The 25,554-nt window shown below is 65.8% G+C and carries 22 protein-coding genes and 1 pseudogene; 11 read left to right on the top strand and 12 right to left on the bottom strand.

Annotation, left to right across the window (positions count from 1 at the left end):
• The first annotated feature begins 43 nt into the window (after positions 1 to 43).
• Both MUN23_RS06490 and MUN23_RS06485 read left to right on the top strand, forming a co-directional pair.
• Positions 44 to 1,426, top strand: a complete 1,383-nt coding sequence (locus tag MUN23_RS06490) for an MFS transporter (protein WP_248763066.1) — start codon at positions 44 to 46, stop codon at positions 1,424 to 1,426.
• 61 nt (positions 1,427 to 1,487) lie between these two features.
• Positions 1,488 to 2,237 carry a 3-hydroxybutyrate dehydrogenase gene (locus MUN23_RS06485; RefSeq protein WP_248763065.1) on the top strand — a complete coding sequence of 250 codons (750 nt, stop codon included), beginning with the start codon at positions 1,488 to 1,490 and terminating at the stop codon, positions 2,235 to 2,237.
• Positions 2,238 to 2,323: 86 nt separating this feature from the next.
• Here MUN23_RS06485 and MUN23_RS06480 read toward each other — a convergent pair whose 3' ends face one another.
• Both MUN23_RS06480 and MUN23_RS06475 read right to left on the bottom strand, forming a co-directional pair.
• On the bottom strand, positions 2,324 to 2,587 hold the full coding sequence (locus MUN23_RS06480; protein ID WP_248763064.1) for a hypothetical protein: 264 nt from the start codon (positions 2,585 to 2,587) through the stop codon (positions 2,324 to 2,326).
• Between the two features lie 236 nt (positions 2,588 to 2,823).
• Entirely contained in the window at positions 2,824 to 3,225 is a 402-nt protein-coding gene (locus MUN23_RS06475) for a helix-turn-helix domain-containing protein (RefSeq protein ID WP_248763063.1), read from the bottom strand.
• A gap of 123 nt (positions 3,226 to 3,348) precedes the next feature.
• Here MUN23_RS06475 and MUN23_RS06470 point away from each other — a divergent pair, with 123 nt between their 5' ends.
• Positions 3,349 to 4,212, top strand: a complete 864-nt coding sequence (locus MUN23_RS06470) for an SDR family oxidoreductase (RefSeq protein ID WP_248763062.1) — start codon at positions 3,349 to 3,351, stop codon at positions 4,210 to 4,212.
• Positions 4,213 to 4,339: 127 nt separating this feature from the next.
• Here the strand turns inward: MUN23_RS06470 and MUN23_RS06465 are convergent, their stop codons facing one another.
• The 4 genes from MUN23_RS06465 to MUN23_RS06450 all read right to left on the bottom strand — a co-directional run bounded on the left by MUN23_RS06465 (position 4,340) and on the right by MUN23_RS06450 (position 11,782).
• The gene (locus tag MUN23_RS06465; protein ID WP_248763061.1) at positions 4,340 to 8,089 is read right to left on the bottom strand and encodes a PQQ-binding-like beta-propeller repeat protein; all 3,750 of its coding nucleotides are present in this window, start codon (positions 8,087 to 8,089) and stop codon (positions 4,340 to 4,342) included.
• Positions 8,090 to 8,226: 137 nt separating this feature from the next.
• The gene (locus MUN23_RS06460; RefSeq protein WP_248763060.1) at positions 8,227 to 9,489 is read right to left on the bottom strand and encodes a HupE/UreJ family protein; all 1,263 of its coding nucleotides are present in this window, start codon (positions 9,487 to 9,489) and stop codon (positions 8,227 to 8,229) included.
• A gap of 149 nt (positions 9,490 to 9,638) precedes the next feature.
• Complete coding sequence (locus MUN23_RS06455; RefSeq protein ID WP_248763059.1) at positions 9,639 to 10,274, bottom strand: LysE family translocator; 636 nt, start codon at positions 10,272 to 10,274, stop codon at positions 9,639 to 9,641.
• An 8-nt stretch (positions 10,275 to 10,282) separates the two neighbouring features.
• Positions 10,283 to 11,782, bottom strand: a complete 1,500-nt coding sequence (locus tag MUN23_RS06450; protein WP_248763058.1) for an amino acid permease — start codon at positions 11,780 to 11,782, stop codon at positions 10,283 to 10,285.
• Positions 11,783 to 12,007: 225 nt separating this feature from the next.
• Between MUN23_RS06450 and MUN23_RS06445 the strand changes: the two genes are divergently transcribed.
• The 4 genes and pseudogenes from MUN23_RS06445 (at position 12,008) to MUN23_RS06430 (ending at position 15,390) form a co-directional block, all read left to right on the top strand.
• Positions 12,008 to 12,436, top strand: a complete 429-nt coding sequence (locus MUN23_RS06445) for a hypothetical protein (protein WP_248763057.1) — start codon at positions 12,008 to 12,010, stop codon at positions 12,434 to 12,436.
• Positions 12,430 to 12,663 (top strand): helix-turn-helix transcriptional regulator, encoded by a 234-nt coding sequence (locus MUN23_RS06440; protein WP_058930270.1) that lies wholly within the window; start codon positions 12,430 to 12,432, stop codon positions 12,661 to 12,663. The genes MUN23_RS06445 and MUN23_RS06440 overlap by 7 nt, the downstream gene beginning before the upstream one ends.
• The gene (locus tag MUN23_RS06435; protein WP_248763056.1) at positions 12,660 to 13,634 is read left to right on the top strand and encodes an NAD(P)-dependent alcohol dehydrogenase; all 975 of its coding nucleotides are present in this window, start codon (positions 12,660 to 12,662) and stop codon (positions 13,632 to 13,634) included. Before MUN23_RS06440 ends, MUN23_RS06435 begins: the two co-directional genes overlap by 4 nt.
• Before the next feature lie 185 nt (positions 13,635 to 13,819).
• Positions 13,820 to 15,390 (top strand): annotated as a pseudogene (locus tag MUN23_RS06430) (DUF222 domain-containing protein).
• Positions 15,391 to 15,403: 13 nt separating this feature from the next.
• On the opposite strand, the gene MUN23_RS06425 reads toward MUN23_RS06430, so the two are convergent.
• Positions 15,404 to 16,204, bottom strand: coding sequence for a GNAT family N-acetyltransferase (locus tag MUN23_RS06425; RefSeq protein WP_248763055.1), 801 nt, complete (start codon positions 16,202 to 16,204; stop codon positions 15,404 to 15,406).
• A gap of 271 nt (positions 16,205 to 16,475) precedes the next feature.
• Here MUN23_RS06425 and MUN23_RS06420 point away from each other — a divergent pair, with 271 nt between their 5' ends.
• From MUN23_RS06420 to MUN23_RS06405, 4 genes are all read left to right on the top strand, one after another.
• A complete protein-coding gene (locus MUN23_RS06420; protein WP_248764014.1) occupies positions 16,476 to 17,297 on the top strand; it encodes an IclR family transcriptional regulator in 822 nt (273 codons plus the stop codon).
• Positions 17,298 to 17,484: 187 nt separating this feature from the next.
• Complete coding sequence (locus MUN23_RS06415; RefSeq protein ID WP_248763054.1) at positions 17,485 to 19,188, top strand: urocanate hydratase; 1,704 nt, start codon at positions 17,485 to 17,487, stop codon at positions 19,186 to 19,188.
• On the top strand, positions 19,185 to 20,777 hold the full coding sequence (gene hutH / locus MUN23_RS06410) for a histidine ammonia-lyase (RefSeq protein ID WP_248763053.1): 1,593 nt from the start codon (positions 19,185 to 19,187) through the stop codon (positions 20,775 to 20,777). The genes MUN23_RS06415 and hutH overlap by 4 nt, the downstream gene beginning before the upstream one ends.
• Before the next feature lie 161 nt (positions 20,778 to 20,938).
• Complete coding sequence (locus MUN23_RS06405) at positions 20,939 to 21,175, top strand: hypothetical protein (RefSeq protein ID WP_056348863.1); 237 nt, start codon at positions 20,939 to 20,941, stop codon at positions 21,173 to 21,175.
• Between the two features lie 120 nt (positions 21,176 to 21,295).
• Here the strand turns inward: MUN23_RS06405 and MUN23_RS06400 are convergent, their stop codons facing one another.
• From MUN23_RS06400 to MUN23_RS06380, 5 genes are all read right to left on the bottom strand, one after another.
• On the bottom strand, positions 21,296 to 21,553 hold the full coding sequence (locus MUN23_RS06400; protein ID WP_248763052.1) for a hypothetical protein: 258 nt from the start codon (positions 21,551 to 21,553) through the stop codon (positions 21,296 to 21,298).
• Between the two features lie 182 nt (positions 21,554 to 21,735).
• Complete coding sequence (locus tag MUN23_RS06395) at positions 21,736 to 22,137, bottom strand: universal stress protein (protein WP_248763051.1); 402 nt, start codon at positions 22,135 to 22,137, stop codon at positions 21,736 to 21,738.
• A gap of 114 nt (positions 22,138 to 22,251) precedes the next feature.
• Positions 22,252 to 23,865 carry a tripartite tricarboxylate transporter permease gene (locus MUN23_RS06390; protein WP_248763050.1) on the bottom strand — a complete coding sequence of 538 codons (1,614 nt, stop codon included), beginning with the start codon at positions 23,863 to 23,865 and terminating at the stop codon, positions 22,252 to 22,254.
• Positions 23,865 to 24,377: a tripartite tricarboxylate transporter TctB family protein gene (locus MUN23_RS06385; RefSeq protein ID WP_248763049.1), complete on the bottom strand. Its 513-nt coding sequence runs from the start codon at positions 24,375 to 24,377 to the stop codon at positions 23,865 to 23,867. The genes MUN23_RS06390 and MUN23_RS06385 overlap by 1 nt, the downstream gene beginning before the upstream one ends.
• The gene (locus tag MUN23_RS06380; RefSeq protein WP_248763048.1) at positions 24,374 to 25,384 is read right to left on the bottom strand and encodes a tripartite tricarboxylate transporter substrate binding protein; all 1,011 of its coding nucleotides are present in this window, start codon (positions 25,382 to 25,384) and stop codon (positions 24,374 to 24,376) included. Before MUN23_RS06380 ends, MUN23_RS06385 begins: the two co-directional genes overlap by 4 nt.
• Positions 25,385 to 25,554: the final 170 nt, after the last annotated feature.

Below are 25,554 nucleotides of genomic sequence, written 5' to 3'. Positions count from 1 at the left end.
GTGGATCACAGCGCGTGTCAAAGTGGACACTAAGGAGAAACTCATGAGCGTAGAGCAGCGCTCGGCAGACAATGCCGCCGGATCCGCACCCAAGGGATCCGGGCTTAAAAAGATTGTGGCCGCGTCGATGGTGGGCACGGTGGTGGAATGGTACGAATTCTTCCTCTACGCCACCGCCGCCACCCTGGTCTTCGGGAAGTACTTCTTCCCCGCCACCGGCAACGAGCTGGACGGCATCATCCAGGCGTTCATCACCTACGCGGTGGGCTTTGTTGCCCGCCCGCTCGGCGGAATCGTCTTCGGCCAGATCGGTGACAAGCTGGGCCGCAAACCCACGCTGCAGCTGACCATCGTGATCGTCGGTGTGGCCACGTTCCTCATGGGCTGCCTCCCGGGCTTTGCCGAAATTGGCTACCTGGCCCCCACCTTGCTTGTTGCCCTGCGGTTCATCCAGGGCTTCGCGCTCGGCGGTGAATGGGGCGGCGCGGTGCTGTTGGTTGCCGAACACAGCCCCAACAACGCGCGCGGATTCTGGTCCAGCTGGCCGCAGGCCGCAGTGCCGGTGGGCAACCTGCTGGCAACGCTGGTGCTGTTTATCATGTCTACCGCCCTTAGTCCGGAGGCATTCCTCGGCTGGGGCTGGCGCGTGGCGTTCTGGCTTTCCGCCGTGATCGTCTTCGTTGGCTACTACATCCGCACCCACGTCACCGAGGCGCCCATCTTCCTGGAGGCCAAGGCCCTCGTGGAGAAGGAGCAGGCCGTCAGCTACGGCGTCTTCGAGGTGGTGCGCAAGTACCCCAAGGGCATCCTGCAGGCCATGGGGCTGCGCTTCGCGGAGAACATCATGTACTACCTGGTGGTCAGCTTCGCCATTGTCTACCTCAAGAGCGTGCACAAGTACGACACGTCCTCGCTCCTGCTCGCACTCCTGATCGCCCACGTCATCCACTTCCTGGTCATCCCGCAGGTGGGACGGCTCGTGGACAAACTGGGACGCAAGCCGGTCTACCTGATCGGGTCCATCTCCGGTGCGGCCTGGCCGTTCTTCGCCTTCCCCATGTTCGATACCCGCAACGCCGTGGTGATTGTCCTGGCCGTGACCATCGGCCTGTGCCTGCACGCGTTTATGTATGCCGGCCAGCCTGCCATCATGGCCGAGCTCTTCCCCACCCGGATGCGGTACTCGGGCGTATCCCTGGGCTCGCAGGTCACCTCGATCTTCGCCGGTTCGTTGGCCCCGCTGCTTGCTACCCAGTGGCTCAAGGACACCGGTTCCTGGCTGCCCACGGCGATCTACCTCGTGGTTGCCTGCGCGATCACTACGGTTGCCGTGCTGAGCCTTAAGGAAACCAAGGGCATCGCGCTGGAAGAAGTGGACAAGGCCGACGCCGCCCGCGAGGGACTGCTCCCGGCGGCCTCACGCTGAACTGCCTGAGCAGTTCACCGCAGGGAAATTGAGCGCGCACACGATGGGAAACAGATCTGCAATGGAAAACACACTGAACGGCCGCAAGGCCGTGGTGACCGGCGGCGCCAGCGGGATCGGGGCTGCCTGTGTCCGGGAACTCGCCGCCCGCGGGGCGAAAGTGGTGGTGGCCGACGTCGACTCCGCCGGCGCTGCCGCCCTCGCCGATGAAGTGGGCGGCACCGCCTGGGCCGTTGACCTGCTGGACGTTGACGCGCTCGCCACCCTGAGCCTGGACTGCGACATTCTGGTGAACAACGCCGGGATCCAGAGCATCAGCCCCATCGAAGCGTTCGATCCGGCGGACTTCCGCCGGATCATCGCGCTGATGCTCGAAGCGCCGTTCTTGCTGATCCGGGCCGCGCTGCCGCACATGTACGCCAACGGCTTCGGCCGCATCATCAACGTGTCATCCGTGCACGGAATCCGGGCCTCCCCGTTCAAAAGCGCGTACGTTTCCGCCAAGCACGGCCTGGAAGGGCTGAGCAAGGTGACGGCGCTGGAGGGCGGGGGGCGCGGGGTCACGTCCAACTGCATCAACCCCGGCTACGTCCGGACCCCGCTCGTCGAAAAGCAGATTGCGGACCAGGCCAAAGTGCACGGCATCCCCGAGTCCGAGGTCCTGGCCAGGGTGATGCTCACCGAGTCCGCCGTGAAACGACTGGTGGAACCGGAGGAGGTTGCTTCCCTGGTGGCCTGGCTGGCGTCCGATCACGCCGGCATGGTCACCGGGGCCAGCTACGCGATGGACGGCGGCTGGTCGGCGCGCTAAGCCCCAGTCCGTCCGGGCCGGGCTTGGAGTTTTGTCCAGATAACGGGGGCCCACCGGCATGGTGGGCGCGTTATCTGGACAAAAACTCAGTCCTGCCGCCTCAGGTGGCGGTGGTCGTAGAAGAAGACCCCAGCCGCGGCGCCGAGTTCTACGGCTGGACCGCGGTGGGACATGATGATCCCCTCGTGCCGGCCGTTGAACGGATCGTCGCCCACCACGGCATCGCCCACGCGATAGGGGCACCGCGGGCGGAACGCCGCGAGGACTCGGCCGCAGGCGCGGTGGACGAGGGTAGAAAGTCTGACGGGCCGCCCCATGCTGGCCAGGTCCTGGACATGTGCTTTCACCATGCGAACCACTCCTTGAAGCGGCGTGGAGCCGCCCACTTTGGTGCGGTAGCCGGAAAGCTCCCAGCAGAGGATGGTCCTCCTATTCCTGGCTGGCACCTTACATTTACGCTAAGCGCTATTCACACCAGTCACACCAGTAACATGTACTCGACTTTGCGGACGAGTCCTACTTAGGGATTTAGGGGTTGGTACGGGCCGGGAATCATCGTTGTCCGAGAATCAGGGCGGTCCGAAAATCAGCGCTGGCCGTTGAGGATGTCGTCAGCGTTGTTGTAGGCCCAGGTGACGAGCGGGACGAGCAGGCCGGACAGCTCAAAGCCGCGTTCGGTCAGGCTGTAGTCCACGCGGGGCGGGATGACCGGCTGGGCCTTCCGCAGCACCAGGCCGTCGCGCTCCAGGGTCTTGAGGGTCTGCGCCAGCATTTTTTCGCTGATGCCCTCTGCCCGGCGCCGGAGTTCGCTCCAGCGCTGCTCACCTTCAGAGAGCGCCAGGAGGATCAACACTCCCCATTTGCTGGTGATGTGGTCCAGGACGGTGCGGCTGGGGCACCCAGCCGGGAACACGCCGTCGGCCAATCCTTCCGGCAGGTGTGCCCGGAGATCTTCCGGCAGGTTGGTGGGCCATACAGTCGCTTCCATACCCATAACTTACCAAAAGGTGAGTACCTTACTTAAAAGTGCGTACTGTCTTTCAGGAAGTAATTGGCGGGGCGGCTGGTTGTGGAAGGTGACCCCCTAAGAAATGGTGAAAGGAACCAACCCATGAGCATCGTCATCACCGGAGCAACCGGACAGCTTGGCCGCCACGTCGTCGAGGCCCTCCTGGAGCGCAACGTTCCGGCGGCAGAGATCGTGGCCGCCGGCCGGTCCATTGAAAAGCTTGCCGACTTCGCAGCGCGCGGCGTCCAGGTCAGGGCAATGGACTACACGGACGTCACGTCCGTGGCTCTGGCCCTGCAGGGCGCCCACAAGGTTCTCCTGATTTCCGGCACCGAGGTTGGCCAGCGCGTGGACCAGCACCGCACGGTGATTGAGGCAGCCAAGGCCGAAGGCGTGGAACTGCTGGCCTACACAAGTGTGGCCAACGCTGACACCACCGCCATGAAGCTGGCCGCTGAGCACCAGGGAACCGAGGCCATCCTGAAGGACTCGGGGGTTCCATTCGCCATTCTCCGCAACGGCTGGTACCTGGAGAACTACACCGACCAGCTGCAGGGCGCCCTTGCCCAGGGCGCGCTTGCCGGAAGCGCCGGTGAAGGCAAGGTCAGTGCCGCGGCCCGGGTGGACTACGCCGAGGCAGCGGCAGCCGTGCTGGTTGCCGAAAACCAGGCCGGCAAGGTCTACGAGCTCGGCGGAGACCACGCCTTCACGCTCACCGAACTGGCCCAGGAAATCAGCGCCGCGGCCAACAAGCCCGTGGTGTACCAGGACCTTCCGGCCAGCGACTACGCCGGACTCCTTGCCGGATTCGGCGTGCCGGAGCTCTTCGCCGACATCCTGGCGGACTCGGACCTCGGCATTGCCCGTGGCGACCTCCTGGTCAGCGGCTCGGACCTCCGCACCCTGATCGGCCGGCCCACAACGCCGATGCCTTTCGCCGTCCGTTCCGCGCTCGCTTCGGCCTAAGCAGGACGCGGCCTCGCGACATGGGTGCTACCCCGCGGGGCCGCGGTCCGGACCAGGAAGCGGCCCCCACCAAAACGATGGGAGCCGCTCACCTGTGCCTCTTGACCCTGTTCCTAACTATCCATGGCTAGCTTTTGCCGCCCTTTGAATTGGTGGCGGCGAGAGCGTGCAGGGTTCCGTCGTCAGTTAAGGCGAACAGGAGGTTGCCACTGACGGACATTGCGGAGGTGACCGCAGCGCCGAGGTTGTACTCGGCGAGGCGTTCGCCGGTGGCCCGGTCCAGGGCCACCACGCGTCCGTCACGGGTTGCTGCATAGACGACGGTCTCGGTGACCAGCGCGTGCGCAGCCGGGGAACCCGGTCCCGCCGCCTTGCAGCCAGACGCGACATTCCATGGGTCATCCATCGGGCTTGCGCCCGGCAGATAACCCATCGGGGCCTCCCAGAGGGGGACCGCAGGGGTGGCCGACGTCGTGTCATAGGCCCGCACGACGCCGTCCATGCTTGCCACGTAGGCAATGCCTCCCCAGGTGGCGGGGCTGGTCACCGGCGGCGGACCGGCCTCGCAGGCGCTGGAGGTGCCCAGCTTGGCGTGCCAGGTCAGGGCGCCACCGGCGGCCGGGTTATGCCCCCGGACGCCGGAGGACGTTGCCGTCACCAGCTGAGCGTCGCCACGGGCGGGCTTCGTGAAGGCCGGGGTGGAGTTGCTGAACAGATCGCCCGCGGTGTCCACCGAGGACAGGCGCGTGCAATTCGTCAGGTCCATCCCGATCAGGCTCTGGCTGGAGCCGGAGTGCAGGTAGGCCGTGGTGGAACCGGGCTGCCGGATGGCGGCGCTGTGGAACTGTCCCCATCCCGCGGGCGCGGAGAAGCCGCCGGGCAGCACCTCGCCGGTGTCGGCATTGCGGCACATGACCTTGTCCCATTCCTGGTACACAGCAACGGCAGGCCGGTCAGGCAGGTCGAACACGCTGACCGGGCCACCGGCACGGCCGTAGCGGCGGACGGTACTGCCAATGACCTGCTCGTGGCTGATGGCTTCCCACGACACCTTGCCGTTCGCGGTGTCCAGGGCGTACACGCGTCCGACGCCGGTGGTCAGGTAGACCTTGCTGCCGTGGACGGTGGGGGAGGACTCGGCGTCGCCGTCGAGGTAGGTGCGCCACGCTTCGGCACCGGTGCGGGCGTCGTAGGCGAGCATCATGCTGTAGGGCGAATCGAAGGCGCGGGAGGCGACAATGACCTTGCCGTCGGCCACGGCCGCACCGTTGAGGTGGAACTGCTCGCCCGTGTTGGCTGACCATTTCAGGTCAAGCTTGGCGCCGGGGTTGTCCGCACTCGCGGATCCGCCGGTTTCGTCGCCACCCTGGCGCAGCCAGTCCTGGCCCGGGTTAGCCTCCGAGACCCGCATGTCGGCAAGCACCTCGAACTCGTTGACCACCTTCGGCCATTCCTTGCCGGCGGTGTCGACGGCCGTCATGGTCGCCGTGTAGTTGCCGGGCTCCAGCCCATCGATGTGGGCACCGGCCCGGGTCCAGGAGGTCCTGACATCAGGGCAGGGCTCGGGCGTGCCGCCCGGGGGCGTGTAGCAATTGACGATCCCGGTCGCGGCCGTGTTCTTTCCGAACGCGAGGGCGCCCTCCTGCCACACGGTCGTGCCGCTTTCCTTCCTCGTCACAACCAGCGACGCCGTTGCCGGAGTGCGCCCGTCGTCCTCAACGAACACCTGCACGGGCACACCATCTTTGTGGCCGTGGGTGCTGCCCGCAGCGGGGCTGACCAGTGCGACGTCGTCGTTTACGCCGAACTGGCGGTGCGTTCCGCCGATATAGCCGATGTCCTCGTTGGCTGGCGTGTTCGGGTCGTCGGTGATGGTGGAGAAGTCGAGGATCTTGTAGTCGGGCCGGGCGGAGTCGAGGCCGTAGGTGCCCATGTTGTTGACCTCAACCGAGCGGGCGAATGCACCGCGACGGAATTCGGCCTGCTGGTTGTGGCCTGCGGCGAACATGCGCACGTCGTATTTGGCGAGCTCGTCCACGATCGGCTGCATGCCGGCACCTGGACCCCACTTGGTGAACAGCGAGCGGTGTGCGAAGACCATCACCTGCTTGCCCACGGCGTGGCGGCCCAGGTCTTCCTTGAGCCACTGCAGCTGGGGTGCGAGGCCGGATGAGTCGTAGTTGTTTTCCAGAACCACCACGTGGCGGCCGTTGCGGTCGAAGCTGTACCACTCCGGACCCATGTTGCGGCGCCAGTACTCCATGCTGCCGCCGTAGCCCACGGACGTGGCGGTGCCGCCGACGTCGTGGTTGCCCATCACCGGGTAGAAGGCGTGGCCAAGCTTGCCATCGGTCAGGCCGTTGCGCAGGACGTTGTAGCCGCCCTGGCGGCGGGGCTCTGCGGCGTAGTCCGTGACCGTCAGGTCACCGGTGGTGATGGTCATCGTGGTTTCGAGGTTCTCGGACATCGCCTTCACACGTCCGGTCCAGGTGGGCAGGCCGGAGGCTGCTGCCTGGTCGGTGGTGTTGCTGACTTCCACGTCAGAAACGAGCGACCACTTCTCGGTCGGGTTTGCCGCGTTCTTGTCGGGCACCAGGGCGAAGTCCAGGCCGGTGAGCGGGGACGGGCCGGCGGGGACCTCGCGGAAGTGCTGCGGCACGGAGTCGGCGCGCAGTGCGGGGGTGTATCCGTTGGGGGACACGATCTGGACCAGGTCGGTTTCGCGGCGCGAGCGGTCCATCTGGATGCTGTAAGCGCCGTCAGCGCCGCTCTTGGACCAGCTGGCGCCGTCGGTGACGGACACGTCGGCCATTCCGGGCTCGCCGGCGTCGCGGACGCCGTTCGCGTTGGTGTCGGTGAATACCGAGCCCTGAACCACCACAAGCTCAGTGGTGCTCGAGGAGGCGAGTGTGAAGATGATCGGCGCGGTCAGCGGCGCATAGCCGTCCTTGGCCAGGAAGTGCGCCTTCCAGGTGCCGGCGCTCAAGCCGCCGCTGCCCAGGGTCACCGTTCCGTCTGCCTGGGGCGCATAGGCCCAGGTCCTTGCCGCTATCGGGCCCGGAGTGTCGTTGGGGCCGTAGATGCCCACCCAGTTGTTGGATGCGGGAGCATCGGTGGAGTAGTGGAATGCGAGCGGTGTCCCGACCTTCGGGTTCACCGTGGTGAGGCTCAGTCCAGGCGTTGCGGCCATGGCCGCGGTGGGCGAGAGCACCAGTACGGGGGCCAGCGCGATAACGGCCAGGCCGCCGCTGAGGGCTGCACGGAACCGCTTCGGCTGCTTTACCAGCGTCGGCTTCTTTGCCTGCAGCGGGACAGCTGACGGGGTCCTCTTCCGGCGGGCCAGAATCACAGCCACCGCGAGTCCCAGAGCCGCGGCGACCAAGGCGATCGGAAGCATTTCCGGCCATTCCGAGGACGCAACGGGAGCGTGGGCGCCGATTGCGTCAACCACGGGTGCCGATTCCTTGGCAACGACCGTGTTGCCATCGAATTCGACTACCAGGTTCTCCAGGGTGGCCGCTTTCAAAAGTGCGGAAAGGTCTAGCTGGGCTACGCTGCAGCTCCAAGCCAGTTCGATCACGACGTTCCCGGGCGCTCCGCCGCTGGCCCCGTCCACGCCTTGGGCGGTGAGGGGGCACTCTGCGGCGAACAGGCCCTGGGCCCACTCGCCGGCCTGGTCGACAGGAACGATCTCGCTGCCGAGGATCAGACGCCCTTCGGAGCTGGTGCCGTTTGTGGTGACAACAAGTTCACCGTGTTCACGGCTGTCGTGGGCAAAGGCGGTGCCCACGGAGGATAGGAGGATGGCCGTTGTCGCGGTCAGGACCGCGAGAACGGTACGACAGAAGAGGTTTGCGCGGTGCGCTTCATAGTTCACGGTGAAAAATGTAGCCACCCAATGCAACGGTTGAGTGGACTCTGGGTGAACGACATCGGACATAGGACGTCCAGGGGGCTGGATATCCTCCGATGGCGCCGGCCAGGCGGCAGGCGACGGGCTCCTGCCGCCCCCTATCAGGCCGCGGTCTTGACCCCGGGCCTGGCTCCGGTCTTGCTGATAGTCCTGGGTTTGGCGAATCCGAGGAGAAGCATAACCCCCGCGAACACGAGGTAGGAGACCAGCGGGTACGCGGCGACGCCGTCGAAGAGTGGGGTCAGCGCCGAGTCCGAGTCGGTCCAGATGCCAACCACCCATGCCGCCGAGGCCACAATGCCGAAAACCGCGAAGACCCCGCAAAGCCGACGGTAGTGGTTTCCGGTGGCCGCGACGTGGATCAGCGGGACGGTCAGAATCACGCCGAGCAGCTGGGCCAACTCGATGCCGATGTTGAAGCCGAGCACTGCCAGGAGTGTGTCCGGCGTGTCGAGGTTCATCTCGAGAATGGTCGTTGCGAAGGCCATGCCGTGCACGAGGCCGAAGACACTTGCCAGCACCACTTCACCGTGCGCGAACATGGGGCGGACCAGGTTCCACGCCGCAACGGCAATTGATGCCGCGACGATTGTCTCGACATATTGGACCGGGGGAGTGAACCAGCCCAGGCTGACGATCAGCAGGGTGATCGAATGACCGAGCGTGAAAGCGGTGACGATGGTGAGAATTCGTTTCACTGACGAGCGAAGACTGTCAGCTCGGGGGCTCCAGCGCCATCCGGCAGCCGTCCGCTTCGCCACAAGCGGCGCCGACAGCAGCAGCACTGCCAGGAACAACAGGTGGTCGTAGCCGTCGGCGATATGGTGCATCCCGTGCCCGATCATCGCACCGACGCTGGCCTTCTCCGTGTCGACGTCGATGGCCAGCGTCGGTTGGTCCGCAGTGATGACGCCGAGCAGCTCGGCCTCATGTCCATCCACGACGCGTGAGACGTAGACCTTGTGGCCGCTCAGCTTGTCGGTCAGCAGCGAATAGTCCAGGGTGAAGGGGCCAGGTCGGGACGGAGACGCAGCCGCCACGTTGACGATGAGAGCGTCGCTGCCGTTGATTGTGCCGTAACCGATGCCGGTGATTTCCGTGGTGTAGGCGGCGTCGCCCGCAGTGATCGCTATCTTTTCGTTGACGAGCCGCGCGATGTCCCCGGCGGGAACGGACCCGTCACGCACCAGGTCAAGTCCGGTGGCCTTGTTCAGCTGATCAAGCTGCAGCTGCAGGGTCAGCCCCAACCGGTCCTCTTTGACCTCGATCAGGACGCCGGTCGTCCCGACCGGATGAGCCTGGGCCGCCGTAGCCGGGCCGAACAGGACAACGAAGGCGATGAGGAACATCACGAGGCGGCGCACATAAACTCCATTGGTTAGCCGAGACTGGTCAACCCAAATTGAGTCATGAAGCCATGAATGCTTCGGGAATACTGGGTGAGTGGCCGGCAGCCATGAGGTTAATGGTCGAATCACCGGGTACTGGTTGCCCTGCCTTCAGGGCGGGGCAACTAGGACTTGCTGCCGGTCAGGGCCAAGGTTCCGCCGAGGCCGATCATCAAGGCCCCTCCTGTTGCCTCAACCGTTGAAACCCGGCGGGGCGAACGGGCAAACCATTGGCGGGCTGAACCTGCGGCGACGGCCCAGAGGCTATCTGACACTATGGCGATCAGCAGGAACACCGCCCCCAGCAGCGCCAGCTGGAACGGAATGGCCCCGGACGGGTAGTCCACAAACTGCGGCAGCACCGCCACGAAGAACACCACGGACTTGGGGTTGGTGATCCCCACCACCAGGCCTTCCGCCACGAGCCGTCGTGGCGAGGAGGCCACTGGCTGACGATCCGCGAAGGAGTTGTGGCGCCGGTTCCGGATCGCCTTGATGCCCAGATAGACCAGGTAGGCAGCCCCTGCCAGCTTCACCACGCTGAAGAGGACCACGGACTGCGCCACGATAATGCCCACGCCGAGCGCGACTGCAGCCACCTGCACCAGCTGCCCGGTCGCGTTGCCCAGTACCGTCAGGACGCCGCCCTTCCAGCCGAGCGCCAGGGAACGGCCGATCACGAACAGCACGCTGGGTCCGGGGACGGCGATCAGCACCACGGATGCCAGCGCAAACGCGAGAAGGTTTGAGAGCGGGACCATGCCTGATCTTAGCTCCGGCGGGCTGAGGCGACCACCGGGAGCGGTGAGGTTTCGTCCACAAGTTCGGCCCGGCGTCGTCCGTTACCTCTGACCCACAGGCGGTAGGCGAGGACCAGAAGCCCCAGCCACGCCGCTCCTACGTACAGCGCCACGCGGGTGTCCTCGAAGGCGCCCAGGACGGCGATGACCAGCGCCATGAACGCGATGGTCAGGACGGATGCTGCGGGCCACCACGGCGAGGGGAATTCCGACGCCGGCAGGGCCTTCCGCGCGATCTCCCGCTTCATCGCGACATGGGAAGCCAGGATCATGACCCACACCCAGACGGTGGCGAACGTGGCAATCGAGGCGATCAGGATAAAGACGTCCTCGGGGATGACCGCGTTCAGAACCACGCCCACCAGGAGGATGCCGGCCATCATCACCACCGTCATCCACGGCACGCCATGGCGCGAGACCTTACCGAAAACTGCCGGCGCGTGGCCTTGGCCGGACAGCCCGAACAGGATGCGGCCGGCGCCGAAGATGTCGCTGTTGATGGCGGAGAGCGCCGCGGTGATCACCACGGCGTTGAGGATGTGCGGTGCGGCCGGGATGCCCAGGCCGCTGAAGATCTGGACGAACGGGCTGCCGTTGCTGCCGATTTCGTTCCACGGGAAGAGGCTCATCAGCACGCCGAGGGTCAGGACGTAGAACAGCAGGACGCGGACCGGCACCGTGTTCACCGCCTTAGGGATAACCTTCTTGGGGTCCGCGGCCTCGCCGGCGGTGATGCCAAGCGTCTCGATCCCGCCGAACGCGAACATCACGACGGCGAACGAGGCCAGGAGCCCCTCGAAGCCGTTCGGGAACAGCCCGCCGTGCTCCACGAGGTTGCCGAGGCCCGGAGCCACGGTGGACCCGCCGGCCTGGAAGCCGAACGCGATAATGGCGGCGCCGCCAACGATCATGGCGATGATCGCCACCACCTTGATCAGCGAGAACCAGAACTCCAGCTCGCCGAAGACCTTCACGCTGAGCAGGTTCAGTGCGGCCAGGAGGCAGATGATGGCCAGGATCCAGATCCAGCGGTCCACCTGCGGAAACCAGAAGCCCATGTAAATGCTGAATGCGGTGACGTCCGCGATGGCCACAATCGCCATCTCAAAGACATACGTCCAGCCGGTCACAAACCCGGCCAGCGGGCCGAGGTAGCGGCTGGCGTACTGGCCGAACGAGCCCGAGACAGGGTGGCGGACGGCCATCTCGCCGAGCGCCCGCATCACCATAAACACAGCCGCACCGCCGATGATGTAGGCCAGCAGCACGGCCGGGCCCGCCTTCTGGATGGCAGAGGCTGAACCGTAGAACAGGCCGGTTCCGATCGCCGAACCGAGGGCCATAAAGCGGATATGGCGGACGTTCAGTCCCCGGTTCAGGACGTGCGCGACGGCGGATCCCGGTTTGGGCTTTTCGGCCGGGCTTGCGTCTTGGGCGGCTGTGTCTTGCCTGGTGGCGGCGTGCTGCATACGAATACCTTCTCGTCATTGGGAGGGGGATCGCCAACCAGCAGATCACTTTGGCGCCTTACGTGATGAGACTCACTGGCGGTTCCTGTCTTACATCTCAGACTTGGGGCCGGCATTTGAACTTCGCGTGGCGTCTAGTCCAAAACTATTGACATCATGTCTGGTTTTCTTTACTTTTGAGATGTCAGCTTTGTTTTACATCCGGTGGGAATGGCGGGAGCGGAAATGTCCTTCGAAGAGAAGAGCGCCTGGATCATGGGGGTGGTGGCCACGGGCTCTTATGGCGTGTATCTGGCCATCGTCCTGGGCGTGGCCGGCACGATGCCCGTTGCCGAGGTTCCGTACGTGGCTCCACTGCTGTGGACCATCGGGGCATCCATTGCTGCGTCCATCGCGCTAAACATACTCTTTGGCATCTTTTCGCCCAAGGAGGCCGGGAAGAAGGACCAGCGCGACAGGGAGATCTACCGTTTCGGCGAGTACATCGGGCAGTCGTTTGTGGTCATCGGCGGCGTCGCGGCGCTGCTCCTGGCGATGGCTGAGGTGGACCACTTCTGGATCGCAAACGTCATCTACCTGACGTTTGTGTTGTCCGCGATCCTGGGCTCCGTGGCCAAGATCGTCGCCTACCGCCGGGGGTTCCAGCCGTGGTGAAGCCAACGCGGGTGACCAATTCAATCCGCCGCCTGCGGTTCGAACGGGGCGAGATGACGCAGGCCGAACTCGCCGAACGTGTGGGCGTCACCCGCCAGACCGTCATCGCCATAGAACAGGGCCGGTACTCGCCGTCCCTGGAGATGGCGTTCCAGATCGCCCATGTGCTCAGCGTGCCGCTCGAGGACGTGTTCCAGTACCCGAATCACCAAGGAGACGCATCATGAAAGCTATCGTGCAGGACGTTTACGGGAATGCCGACGTGCTCCAACTAAGGGATATGCCGCTGCCGGTGCCCGGCGATGGGGAAGTCCTGATCAGGGTCCGCGCGGCCGGCGTCGACCAGGGTGTGTGGCACCTAATGACCGGGCGGCCGTACCTGCTCCGCCTCTTCGGCTTCGGGCTGAAGAAGCCCAAGTTTCCGGTCCGCGGCCGTGAGGTTGCCGGCGTAGTGGAGGCCGTGGGGGCTGGCGTCACGCGCTTCCAGCTGGGCGACGAAGTGTTCGGCACGTGTGAGGGGTCCTTCGCGGAATTTGTCTGCGCCAGGGAGGGCAGGGTTGCCACAAAGCCCGCGAACCTCACGTTCGAGGAAGCTGCGGTGGCACCCATTTCGGGTGTAACCGCGTTGCAGGCTGTCCGCGATGCCGGACAGGTGACGACCGGCCAGAAAGTGCTGATCATCGGTGCTGGCGGGGGAGTCGGGTCCTTTGCGGTGCAGGTGGCGAAGGCATTCGGGGCGGCGGAGGTCACAGGAGTCTGCAGCACAGGAAAAGTGGAGCTGGTCAGGTCGCTCGGTGCTGATCACGTCATCGACTACACCCGGGACGACTTTGCCCGCGCCGGCCAGCATTACGACGTCATCCTGGATACCGCCGGCAACCGGCCGTTCTCAGTCCTGCGGCGCGTGCTGACCCCGCGGGGAACGCTGGTGATCGTCGGCGGCGAGGGCGGTGGGAACCTGACCGGCGGATTTGAGCGTTCGATGGGTGCGCCGCTGGTGTCACTGTTCTCCGGGCAGAAATTCAAGGGGCTTGTTTCGACGGAAAACTATCGCGATCTCGAGGCGCTGACCATGCTCATTGAAGCCGGCAGTGTGAAGCCTGCCGTGGACAAGGTCTATGCGCTCGTTGAGGCGCCGGCCGCCGTCGAATACATGCACGAAGGGCGCGTCCGCGGCAAGGTTGTTGTCAGCATCTGACGCTCCTCACCGTCCCCCATTACAAGGCGCGAAGGGACACTTGAGCCCCCTGCGCGCGGGGACACTTGAGCCCCGCCCAGCCCCGCCCAGCTCCGCCGACACGTCAACCATGACGTCAGCGGAGTTATGCACATAGCCGTTCGGCCTCGCCGTTATTGTCAGACCCTCGCGGGGATGATTTGAGTATGGATAGCAGAGCAGCGGTGGCGACGGCGGAGGCCCTTTCGGTGTCCTTCGTTGAGCTTGCTGTGGTGCTCCGGGACGGGACCGATTCCAACTATTCCGGGGACCCTGATCCGGTGCGTCGGAGAGCAGATGCACTCCTAGACGGGCTGGCCGAGATCTCACGGCTGGACGCGAAAAGTGCCGCCCTGAAGGCCTGGCTGGCTGCCGGTTACACCGCAGCTGCCGAGGCTTTGGCTGGCCCTGCAACGTCGCCCGAGGACAACACCGGGCAGGAAATGGCCGTGATTGCGGAGGTCGCGTGCGTGCTGACGGTCAGCGAACGCGCCGCCGGTGCCCTGCTTGCCGAGGCGCATTCCCTGACCACTGCTCTGCCTTGACGTTGTCGGCGCTGCAGGCCGGGACGATCTCGTGGCAGCACGCCCGGATCATGGTCGACGAAACCGTGAACCTCGACAGGCCGGGCGCGGCGGCGTTGGAGGCACATTTCCTGGACCCCCACGCGGTGAATCCGGCACGTGGCTTCGCCGGTGGGCTCATCCCCGGCAGGTTCCGGCACAAGGCCCGGAGCTGGCGGGAGAGGCATCACCCGGTCAGCATCGAAAAACGCCACATCAAGAGCGCCGCGGACCGGCGCCTGGAATATGCCCCGGACCGCGACGGCATGGCCTGGCTCTCCGCCTACCTCCCTGCGGACACCGCCGCGGGGATCTGGAACCGGGCCACCTCTGCGGCCAGGGCGTTGCAGGGGCCTCATGAGGACCGGAACCTGAGCCAGCTCCGCGCCGACACCGTCGCCACCTGGCTCCTCGGGAGCGCCGGGGACCCCTCTGGGGGAATAGTCGGAGGTGTTCCGTCGCCGCGCGCTCAGGTTCTGATCACGGTCCCGGTGATGGCGCTGCTGGGCCGCACCGACGAGCCGGCCATGCTCGATGGTTACGGGCCGATCCCGCCGTCCATGGCCCGGCGTCTCATTGCCGACGGCGTGGAGTCCTTCTACCGCGTCCTGACAGATCCCCGGGACGGCGCACCGCTTGAGATTGGCCGGACCAGCTACCGGCTCACGAAAGCCCAACGCCAATGGCTCCGACTGCGCGACGGGAAATGCCCGTTCCCCGGCTGCAGCAACCACTCCCTCGACAACGAAGCAGACCACCTTCTCGCCTGGGCCAAAGGAGGCAGCACCGGGATCAGCAATCTCGGCCAGCCCTGCCATAAGCACCACAGGCTCAGACACACCACCGCCTGGAAACCCACCGCCGCCACCAAGAACGAACCACCCGGCTGGATATCACCCAGCGGACGCCACTACGCCAGCGAACACCCCGACTGGGAACCACCTGAGTGGCCGCAACCCTGGCCACACCAGATCGAGGAACAGCTGGGGCATCAAGAAGTTGGTGAAAGGCTAAGACTTCAGGATTTCGGCCCGGATCCTCAACACTCGCCCGGCGACCTGTCCCTGCCCGAGGACCACCAGCGCGACCAACCCCGGACAGAAGACGCGTCCCCGGAGGAGCGGCCGTCTCCGACCACATCGAACGCCAGCGTCTTGGAACATCTAGGACGATGAGTCGCTCTGCGCTTCAATGTCCCTTTGCAGGAGGAGTCCACACAAACGGCGTGGTGGTGGTGATTGCCCTGAATCCCAACCTTCGCAGGATCGGCTCGCTGTCAGCGGAGGCGTCCACCTGCAGATACTTCACTCCCCGGGCGGCCGCCACCTCGGCGCGTGCGGAAACGAGAGCCTTATAGATCCCGCGCCCGCGCCAGGCAGGCAAAGTTGACCCGCCCCACAAACCGCCAAAGTCCGTGCCGGGATTGATCTCCAGCCAGGCCGCCGAGACCACTTCCCCCGAGGCCTCGGCCAGGAAGACCACCAGGTTTTCTGGGTCCGAGGCCAGCCGGTGCTGCAGATCAGCGGCCACCCAGCTGTAATCGGCGGCCCACACTTCAGACTTCATCGCCGCGATGCGCTCCAGGTCAGGGCGTTCGCGGGCAAGCCTCACCTGAATACCCTCCGGGACCACAGGTTCACCGGCCATCGCGGCCGTCTCACCCACCAGGACGGTCTCGCGGTCTTCCGGTACGAAGCCTGCTGCGCGGAGACGGGACTCAAGATCAGCTGGGAAGTCATGCGCCCGGGTCTTCCATTCGACGGCCTCCCCCCGGCCGGCAAAGTACTCACGCTGTTCGACGATCATCCTGTCGAGCATCCCGCCCTCCACACCGAGGTCACGAGCCGATTCGATGAAGCCCCGCCGCTGTCCGGTCACACGTAGCAGGGGTCCCAGCAGCTGATATTCGTGGCCTGGCGGAACGGCTGGGGGAACCAGCCGGCGGAGCTGGGAATCGTACGCGGCAAGGATATCGGTGGTTGAGGCCATACGCTTCAGCCTACGACCAGCGCCGCCGGAGGCCGCCGGACCCGATCCGACCCGATCCGACCCGAGCGGACCCGGGCGGGCCGGGACGACAACCCAGGCGCAGTAGGCGGGAAGGGGCGCACGACCGGCTATGTCTGGCATCCCGGACACCTGCCGTGTTTTGATGGCCCTTAGAGGACCGGTCGTGGGCGCAAGGTTAAGTACGGGATCCCGGACATGGCCGGAAGCCCCGCGAGAAATGACGGAGGGCGCAGTGGAGTCGAGTGCAGTGGTGTCGAGCGCGGAAGCAAGGCCAGAGGCGGGCAGTGAACCAAGGGCGACGTCCAAAGTCCCCGCCGCCGAGAACACCCTGCGTATCCTCAAGCTGCTGGCCTCGAAGCGGGGGCCGATGGCGGCGTCGAGCATTGCCACGTCCTTGGGATTGCCGCGCTCCAGCGTTTACCACCTGCTCGGGGTGATGGAGGCGAACGGCTTTGTCCTCCATCTGCACGAGGAGCAGCGCTACGGGCTGGGCATCAGTGCCTTCGAGCTGAGCTCGGCCTATTCGCGGCAGGAACCGCTGTCCCGCCTGGGCCGGCCGCTGCTGGCGTCGCTGGTGGACGTGATCGGTGAGAGCGCGCACCTGGCGGTGCTCCATGGCCGCGACGTGCTCTACATTGTGGAGGAACGGGCCAAGAACCGCCCCTCCCTGGTGACCGACGTCGGCGTCCGGCTTCCCAGCCACCTCACCGCCAGCGGCCGCGCCATTCTCGCCGCACTGCCCAAGTCCCAGGTCCGGGCGCTTTACCCGAATGCCGAGGCCTTCACCGCCCGGCATGAGGTGGAGGGCGCCATCATGAAGTACTCCGCGCTGTCCTCGCACCTGGACCAAGTGAGGCAGCGCGGCTACGCCACCGAACATGGCGAGGTGACGCCCGGCTTCGGCTCGATCGCCGCCGCTGTCACGGACCACGTGGGATGGCCGACGGCGGCAGTCGCCGTCACGTTCCTCGAGGACAAATTGCCGGCGGACCAATGGCCGGCGCTCGCCGCGCGGGTCCAGAAAGTAGCGGACGAACTGTCCATCCGCATCCACGGACGCCCTGCCAAGTAGTGCTGCCCGCCGCCTGCTGGCTCTGCCTCGCCGGCGGTCCGACAGGAACACCGCAGCGGTCTGGAATCCCGGACACCACCCCTCCGAAAGCCCTGTCCGGCCCGGCCTGGAACGGCTTTAGTTGATACAGAACCTCTTCCCAACACCGCGAACCTCGTACTCGCCCAGAACACAAAGGAGCCCCCTCATGACACCCGCCGATTTCACTACCGGTGCCCGCCCGGTCAAAGCTGCCCGCGGCACCGAGCTCACCGCCAAGAGCTGGCAGACCGAAGCCCCGCTGCGGATGCTGATGAACAACCTGGACCCCGAGGTCGCCGAACGCCCGGATGATCTGGTGGTTTACGGCGGCACGGGCCGTGCCGTCCGCAGTTGGGCTGCGTTCGATGCGATCACCCGCACCCTGGAAACCATGGAGAAGGACGAGACCCTGCTGGTCCAGTCCGGCAAGCCGGTGGGTGTGTTCCGGACCAACGAGTGGGCGCCGCGGGTGCTGCTGGCGAACTCCAACCTCGTGGGCGACTGGGCGAACTGGCCCGAGTTCCGCCGGCTCGAGGCCGAGGGCCTGATGATGTATGGCCAGATGACCGCGGGGTCCTGGATCTACATCGGCACCCAGGGCATCCTGCAGGGCACCTTCGAGACCTTCGCCGCGATCGCCCGCAAGCTCACCGGCGACGAGGACGGTACCCTCGCCGGGACCCTGACCCTGACCGGCGGGTGCGGGGGCATGGGCGGTGCGCAGCCGCTCGCGGTGACCCTGAACGAGGGCGCCTGCCTGATTGTCGACGTCGACGAGACCCGGCTGCGCCGCCGGGCCGGCAAACGCTACCTCGACGAGGTCGAAACGGACCTCGACACCGCCATCGCCAAGGTCCTGAAGGCGAAGGAAGAGCGCCGGGGCTGGTCCGTGGGGTACGTCGGGAACGCCGCCGAGGTCTTCCCCGAGATCCTGCGCCGCCACATCGCCGGCGAGCTCACGGTCGATATCGTCACGGACCAGACCAGTGCGCATGACCCGCTATCCTACCTGCCCGAGGGCATCACCGTGGAGGAGTGGCAGGCCGAGGCCGCCGCGGACCCGGAAGGGTTCACGAAGAAGGCCCAGGCCTCCATGGCGAAGCAGGTCCAGGCGATGGTGGAGTTCCAGGACGCCGGTGCCGAGGTCTTCGATTACGGCAACTCGATCCGTGACGAGGCCCGCACCGGCGGCTACACCCGCGCCTTCGAATTCCCCGGCTTCGTCCCGGCCTACATCCGGCCGCTGTTCTGCGAGGGCCTGGGCCCGTTCCGCTGGGTCGCGCTCTCCGGTGACCCGGCGGACATTGCGGTCACCGACGCGGCGATCAAGGAACTGTTCCCCGAGAACAAGCACCTGCACCGCTGGATCGACGCCGCGCAGGAACGGGTGGAGTTCGAAGGCCTGCCGGCCAGGATCTGCTGGCTGGGCTACGGCGACCGCGCCAAGGCCGGGCTGCTGTTCAACCAGCTCGTCAAGGACGGCAAGGTCAAAGCGCCCATCGTGATCGGCCGCGACCACCTCGACTCCGGCTCCGTCGCCTCCCCGTACCGGGAGACCGAGGCCATGGCCGACGGCTCCGACGCCATTGCGGACTGGCCGCTGCTGAACGCCCTGCTCAACACCGCCTCCGGCGCTACCTGGGTCTCGATCCACCACGGCGGCGGCGTCGGGATCGGCCGCTCCATCCACGCCGGCCAGGTCTCCGTCGCCGACGGCACCGACCTCGCCGCGCAGAAACTCGAACGCCTCCTCACCAACGACCCCGGCATGGGCGTCATCCGCCACGCCGACGCCGGCTACGACCGCGCCACCGACGTCGCCAAAGAACGCGGCGTCCGCATCCCGATGCAAGAAGGAATCACAAAGTGACCGTCACAACCCACTCGCCGCTCACCGTCACCCTCGGCTCCAGCGGCGTCACGCCCGAGGACGTTGTCGCCGTCGCCCGTCACAACGCCCAGGTGACCATCGCCCAGGAGGCGCTGGACACGGTGGCGAAGGTCCGCGCGCACATCGACGAACTCGCGCACAGCGAGACCCCCGCCTACGGCATTTCCACCGGCTTCGGCGCGCTGGCCAACCGGCACATCCCCGGCGAGCTGCGCACCCAGCTGCAGAAATCGCTGATCCGCAGCCACGCCGCCGGCATGGGCCCGGCCGTGGAACGCGAGGTGGTCCGCGGCATCATGTTCCTGCGCGCCAAGACACTGGCCTCCGGCCGCACCGGCGTCCGCCCGGTCGTCCTGCAGACCATGGTGGACGTGCTCAACGCCGGAATCACCCCGGTGGTCCGCGAATTCGGCTCGCTTGGCTGCTCCGGCGACCTCGCCCCGCTGTCCCACTGCGCCCTGGTGCTGATGGGCGAGGGCGAAGCGGAAGGGCCCGACGGCGTGACGTACGGCGGGCGGGGTGAGGCACCTGTCGCCGAGCTGCTCGCCGGGCACGGTATCGAACCGGTCACCCTCGCCGAGAAGGAAGGCCTGGCGCTGGTCAACGGCACCGAGGGAATGCTGGGCATGCTCCTGATGGCCATCGCGGACCTTCGCCAACTGCTGACTACGGCGGATATCACCGCCGCGCTCAGCGTCGAGGCGCTGCTGGGTACGGACCAGGTCTTTGTGCCCGAACTGCATGCGGCGCTGCGTCCGCACCCCGGCCAGGCCGCCAGCGCAGACAACATGCTGCGTGTGCTGTCCAACTCCCCGATCGTCGCCTCGCACCGGGTGGGGGACTCCAAAGTCCAGGACGCCTACTCGCTGCGCTGCGCACCCCAGGTGGCCGGGGCCGCGCGGGACACGGTGGACTACGCCGCCCTGGTGGCATCCCGCGAGCTCGCTGCGGCCATTGACAACCCGGTGGTCCTGCCGGACGGGCGCGTCAGCTCCAACGGCAACTTCCACGGCGCACCAGTGGCCTACGTACTGGACTTCCTGGCCATTGCCGTTGCGGACCTCAGCTCCATCGCCGAACGCCGCACGGACCGGATGCTGGACCCGGCGCGTTCGCACGGGCTGCCGGCGTTCCTGGCCGCGGATCCGGGTGTCGACTCGGGCCTGATGATCGCCCAGTACACGCAGGCCGGGCTGGTCTCGGAGAACAAGCGCCTGGCCGTCCCGGCGTCGGTGGATTCCATTCCCAGCTCCGCCATGCAGGAGGACCACGTGTCCATGGGCTGGCACGCGGCCCGAAAGCTGCGCAAGGCCGTGGAGAACCTTCGCCGCGTCCTGGCCATCGAACTGGTGACGAGCGCCCGTGCCATCGACATTCGGACGCAGCTGTCCGACGGCGAGCTCCTCCCCGGCCCGGCAGGCGCTGCAGTGATCGGGGTGCTGCGGTCCGTTGTCGAAGGCCCCGGAACCGACCGGTTCCTGTCGCCGGAGCTGGAGGCGGCTGACCGGTTGGTTGCCTCCGGCAAAGTCCGAGAGGCCGCCGAATCCGCCGTCGGAATTCTTGCCTGAGCGGGAATATTCTTCGGCACTGCCGCCATATTCGTCCAATGTCGAAATATGGTGCAACACGAACAATTCGACGCCGGGAAGTGTAGTAGAACTGAAGGTGTAGTAAAAGTCACATCAAAGAGGCTGTGGCGCAGGACGTATACAAAGGGGTAGTAGTTCAAATGAAAGCACGTGGGGCTGTCCTGTCGAGGCGCAATGTCCACTCGGCCACCATCTCGGAGTGGGGAACGCTCAAAGCCGGGGACCGGGTGGAAATCATCAAACACGCGCACGTCATTGCGGCGGGTGAAGTGGAAGAAGTATCGCAGAGCGGGAACGTGCTGTGGCTCGTGCCGGCCACTCCGTCAGAAAAGGAACTTTTCCTTAAATCCGACGGTGTAGAAGTCCGCAGGAGTTAGGAACACAAGACCAAATAGCAAAGAGTCCCCGCCTTCCGTTACCGGAAGGCGGGGACTCTTTGCGTGGATCGCGGGCTGGATCGAAGCACGATCGACGCCCGGATCCAAGGCCGAATCAGCTCAGGCCGCAATGCTTTCGTACGTTTCACCAAAGGGGACCGACTCGTCCAGGGCCACGGTGAAGCGTCCCGGGCGCAGCCGCGTAACAAGGATGCCGCAGGCGGCTTCTTTCGCCGGCTCGATCAGCGTGGCAACAGCGTTGTCCAGCCCTTCGTGCATCTCGTGCGCTGTGGAAAACTGCAGGTCGATGGACAGCGAAGCCGCGGCTTCGACGGCCGCCACGGCGGCAAGGGGGCGTTCCAAAAATGCTGTAGTCATGTGCCGAACTTTCTGTGTCTCGTGCCAAACGGCTCGATCCACTGTACCGGATACAGGACCTAGGATGTCAGATGACTGCTGTCTCCTGCGCCCAGACGCCAAAAATCCGAAGCTTGTTCGCCGGACCACACCGTCAGGGCGGGGTCCGGCGAACAAACTTCGGATAAAAGGTGGTGCCCGGATCAGCCTGCCATGCCCGCTTTGACGGCCAATACTGGACAATCAGCCTCGAGCAGGATCCGTTGCGACGTGCTGCCCATGATCAGTTTGCCCACCGGGCTGCGGCGGCGCAGCCCGATCACGATGAGTTCGGCGTTGTGCTCTTCCGCGGCATCAAGCACCTCCGCTGCCGCATCGTGGCCGCGGACCGGCTGCTTGATCACGTGGTCGATCCCGTGGGCGGCCAGGCGCGCCTCGATGCCCTGCATTTCGGACTCCTGGGCGTACCGGTTGTCCACCAGGGCATCACCCTTGGAGGAATTGATGACCAGCAGGGTGGTGTTGCTCTTCCTGGCCTCGGCGATGGCCTGGGTCAGGGCCGCTTCGCCCTCCGGGGTAGGGACGTATCCCACCACAATCGTCATGGCTGTACCTCTTTTTCTGTCAGTTGATCTTCTGCTGCGGGGCGGATACGGGCGGGGCGGATGCGGGGGCGGGTACGATGCCGGGCTGATGCCCAGGACTGGGTAACCGACTGGTTAGCCGTCGCCATCCACGTCGCCGCCAGTGGTGGCACGGTGGCTGCCATGGCTGGCGCTGCCACCCGAGGCATCCGTCGGTTCGGATGCGCCGGAGCGGGTGGCGGGCACCCCTGCCGGCACTGCTGCCGGCCGGTTCCGGCGGATCAGTTTGAACAGCAGCGGCCACAGGAGGATGAGGGCGATGATGATGTAGATGCCGACGGCGATCGGCTCACTCCAAAGGCCGGCGGGGTCGCCGGCGCTGAGCTGCAGCGTCTGGCGGAGCTGCTTTTCGATGCGCGGTCCGAGGATGACTCCGAGGATGAGCGGCAGGACGGGAAGTCCGAACCGCCGCATCATGAAGCCAAGGGCGCCGAGCGCCAGCAGGAGCACCAGGTCGAATGCCTGCAGGTTCACCGAGTAGGCGCCCAGCGTGGCGAAGAACAGGATGCCGGCATACAGGTAGGGCCGCGGGATCTGCAGGAGCTTGGCCCACAACGGTGCCAGGGGCAGGTTGATGATCAGGAGCAGGAAGTTGCCAATGAAGAGGCTCGCGATGAGGGCCCACACCAGCGGTCCCTGGCTCTCGAACAGCTGCGGTCCCGGCTGGATGCCGTACTGCGTGAAGGCTGCCAGCATTACCGCTGCCGTGGCGTTGGTGGGTAGGCCCAGTGCCAGCATGGGGGTCAGAGTGCCGGCTGCGGCAGCGTTGTTGGCTGCTTCCGGACCGGCCACGCCCTCGATGGCGCCCTTGCCGAACTCCTCTGGGTGCTTGCTGAGTTTCTTCTCGGTGACATAGGAGAGGAACGTGGGGATCTCGGCTCCGCCGGCAGGAAGTGCGCCGAACGGGAAGCCGAACGCGGTGCCGCGGAGCCAGGGTTTCCAGGACCGTTTCCAGTCCTTTTTGCCCATCCACGGACGTCCCACGGGGATGACCTGCAGGGGTGTGCGGCGCAGGTGCGCGGCCACCCACAGCGCCTCGCCCACGGCGAAGATAGCCACTGCAACCACTACGATGTCCAGGCCATCAGCCAGGAGCGGTACGCCGAACGTGAGCCGGGCCTGGCCCGTGACCACGTCCAGGCCCACCAGGCCGATGGCGAGGCCAAGGCCCAGGGACGCGAAGCCCCGAAGGCGCGAGGAACCGAGGACCGCGGTGACCGCCAGCAGGGCGAGAACCATGATCGCGAAGTAGCTGGGGGCGCCCAGGCTGATGGCGAACTCCACCACGATCGGAGCGCAGACTGCCAGGAGGGCAGTGCCGATGGTGCCGGCCACGAACGAGCCGATGGCCGCCGTCGCCAGCGCCTGCGCGGCCCTGCCGGCTTTCGCCATCTTGTTGCCTTCGATTGCCGTGACCACCGACGACGATTCACCCGGCGTATTAAGCAGGATGGAGGTGGTGGAGCCGCCGTACATGCCGCCGTAGTAGATGCCGGCGAACATGATGAAGGCGCTGGTGGGTTCCAGGGCGTACGTGACCGGAAGCAGGAGCGCAACGGTCATGGCCGGGCCGAGGCCCGGGAGGACGCCGACGGCGGTACCCAGGACGACGCCGATCACGGCGTAGAGGAAATTCATGGGGGTGAGGGCGGTGGCAAAGCCGTCCATCAGGGAGGAGAAGACATCCATCAGAGAATCCCTTCCAGGAGGCCGGCGGGCAGGTTAATGCCAAGGCCAAGGTAGAAACCGTAAAAGGTCAGGAGGGACATTGCCACCGAGATGAGTCCGTCGCGGATGTAGTTCCGGCCGCCCAGTGCCCAGACGCTGCCCCAGAACAGGATGGTGCCGGAGATGACCCAGCCGGCCCAGTCGATCAGCAGGATGTTCGCGATGAAGGCGCCTGCCAGCGGCAGGACCGTCTTCCAGTCGGCGGGGTGGGAAAGGTCCACGTCCTCGCCGCCTTCCGCCTCGCCTTTGCCACCGCGGAGTACGTTGACGGCCAGCATCACGGCGCAGACCAGCAGCAGGCCGCCCACGATGAACGGCAAGGTCTTAGGTCCTACGGGATCAGACTGGGAGTAGGTGGTAGCGATGCGGGTTGCATCCCAGATGACCAGGGCCCCGGCCGCCCCGAGCAGGAGGGCAACCCCCAGCTCGGAGCGGCCTTTAAGCCGTGAGGCCAAAGTTGGTGAGGAGCTCACGCCAGGCCAAGCTTCGTGAGGACGTCCGCCACCCGCTTGTCCTGCTCGGCCAGGAAGCTTTCGAACGCGGCGCCGGTGATGAAGGCGTCGCTCCAGCTGTTGGTCTTCAGGGCTTCCTTCCAGGCGGCCGTGCCGTGCATCTTTTCGAGTGCCGCGATCAGCTTGGCCTTGTCAGCGTCGGTGATACCCGGAGGGGCCACGATGCCGCGCCAGTTGGTGAACACCAGGTCGATGTTGGATTCCTTGAGCGTAGGAGCGTCCACGCCGTCGAGCCGCTTCTCGCCGCTGGTGGCCAGGACGCGGACCGCACCGGATTCGATCTGCTTGAGGTATTCGCCTGCACCGGAGGCCGCGAAGCCCACCTTGTTGCCCAGGATGGCCGGAAGGAGGTCTCCACCGCCGTCGTAGGACACGAAGTTCACCTTGGTGGCGTCGATGCCCAGGGCTCCGGCCAACTGCATGGGCAGCAGGTGGTCAGGGCCGCCGGGGGAGGAACCGCCGCCGACGCTGATGGAACCCGGGTCAGCCTTCCAGGCGGTGACCAGGTCATCGATGGTTTTGTAGGGCGAATCCTTGTTGACCATGATGGCGCCGGGTTCTTCGATGAGCCGGGCCAGGGGGGTGGTGGCCGTCAGCTTGGACTCGGACTTGTTGGTGTAGCTCGCACCCACCACGCCCAGGCCCATGAGCATGGTGAGGTCGCCGTTGCCCTTTTCGTTGACGATGCGGGCCAAACCCACGGTTCCGCCGGCGCCGGCGAGATTGAAGACTTCGGGGTTCGTGGCGATTTTCTCGTCTTCGAGGACTTTGGCCGCCACGCGGGCGGTGGTGTCGTAGCCGCCGCCTGCAGTGTTGGGGACCATGATCTGGAGCCCGGTCAGCGGGCCGGCGGGGGCGCCGGAGCTGGCTCCGTCAGTAGAGCTCTTCCCGGTGGCACCGCAGCCGGTGGCCATCAGGGCGATGCCGGCGGCGACGGCGGCAATTCGCAATGCGCGGATCTGGCGCATGGTGTTCCTCTTCTCTAAATCTGATCAGCAAGAAACTGACTGGTGATCCGATGCTAGGCCCCGAAGTGACGGGCATCACTCTTGTGTACGCAGAGAAAGTTAAGTTCATTGCGTTCACGTTTCCGGTGGCCCACCGGCGCCATGCAGCGCCCATAGTTCAGGTAGCCTGA

Origin of the sequence: Pseudarthrobacter sp. SSS035 (assembly GCF_023273875.1) — a bacterium.
Lineage (GTDB): Bacteria > Actinomycetota > Actinomycetes > Actinomycetales > Micrococcaceae > Arthrobacter.
The sequence above is the reverse complement of the archived record's forward strand: the minus strand, read 5'-3'. Positions and strand labels throughout refer to the sequence as shown.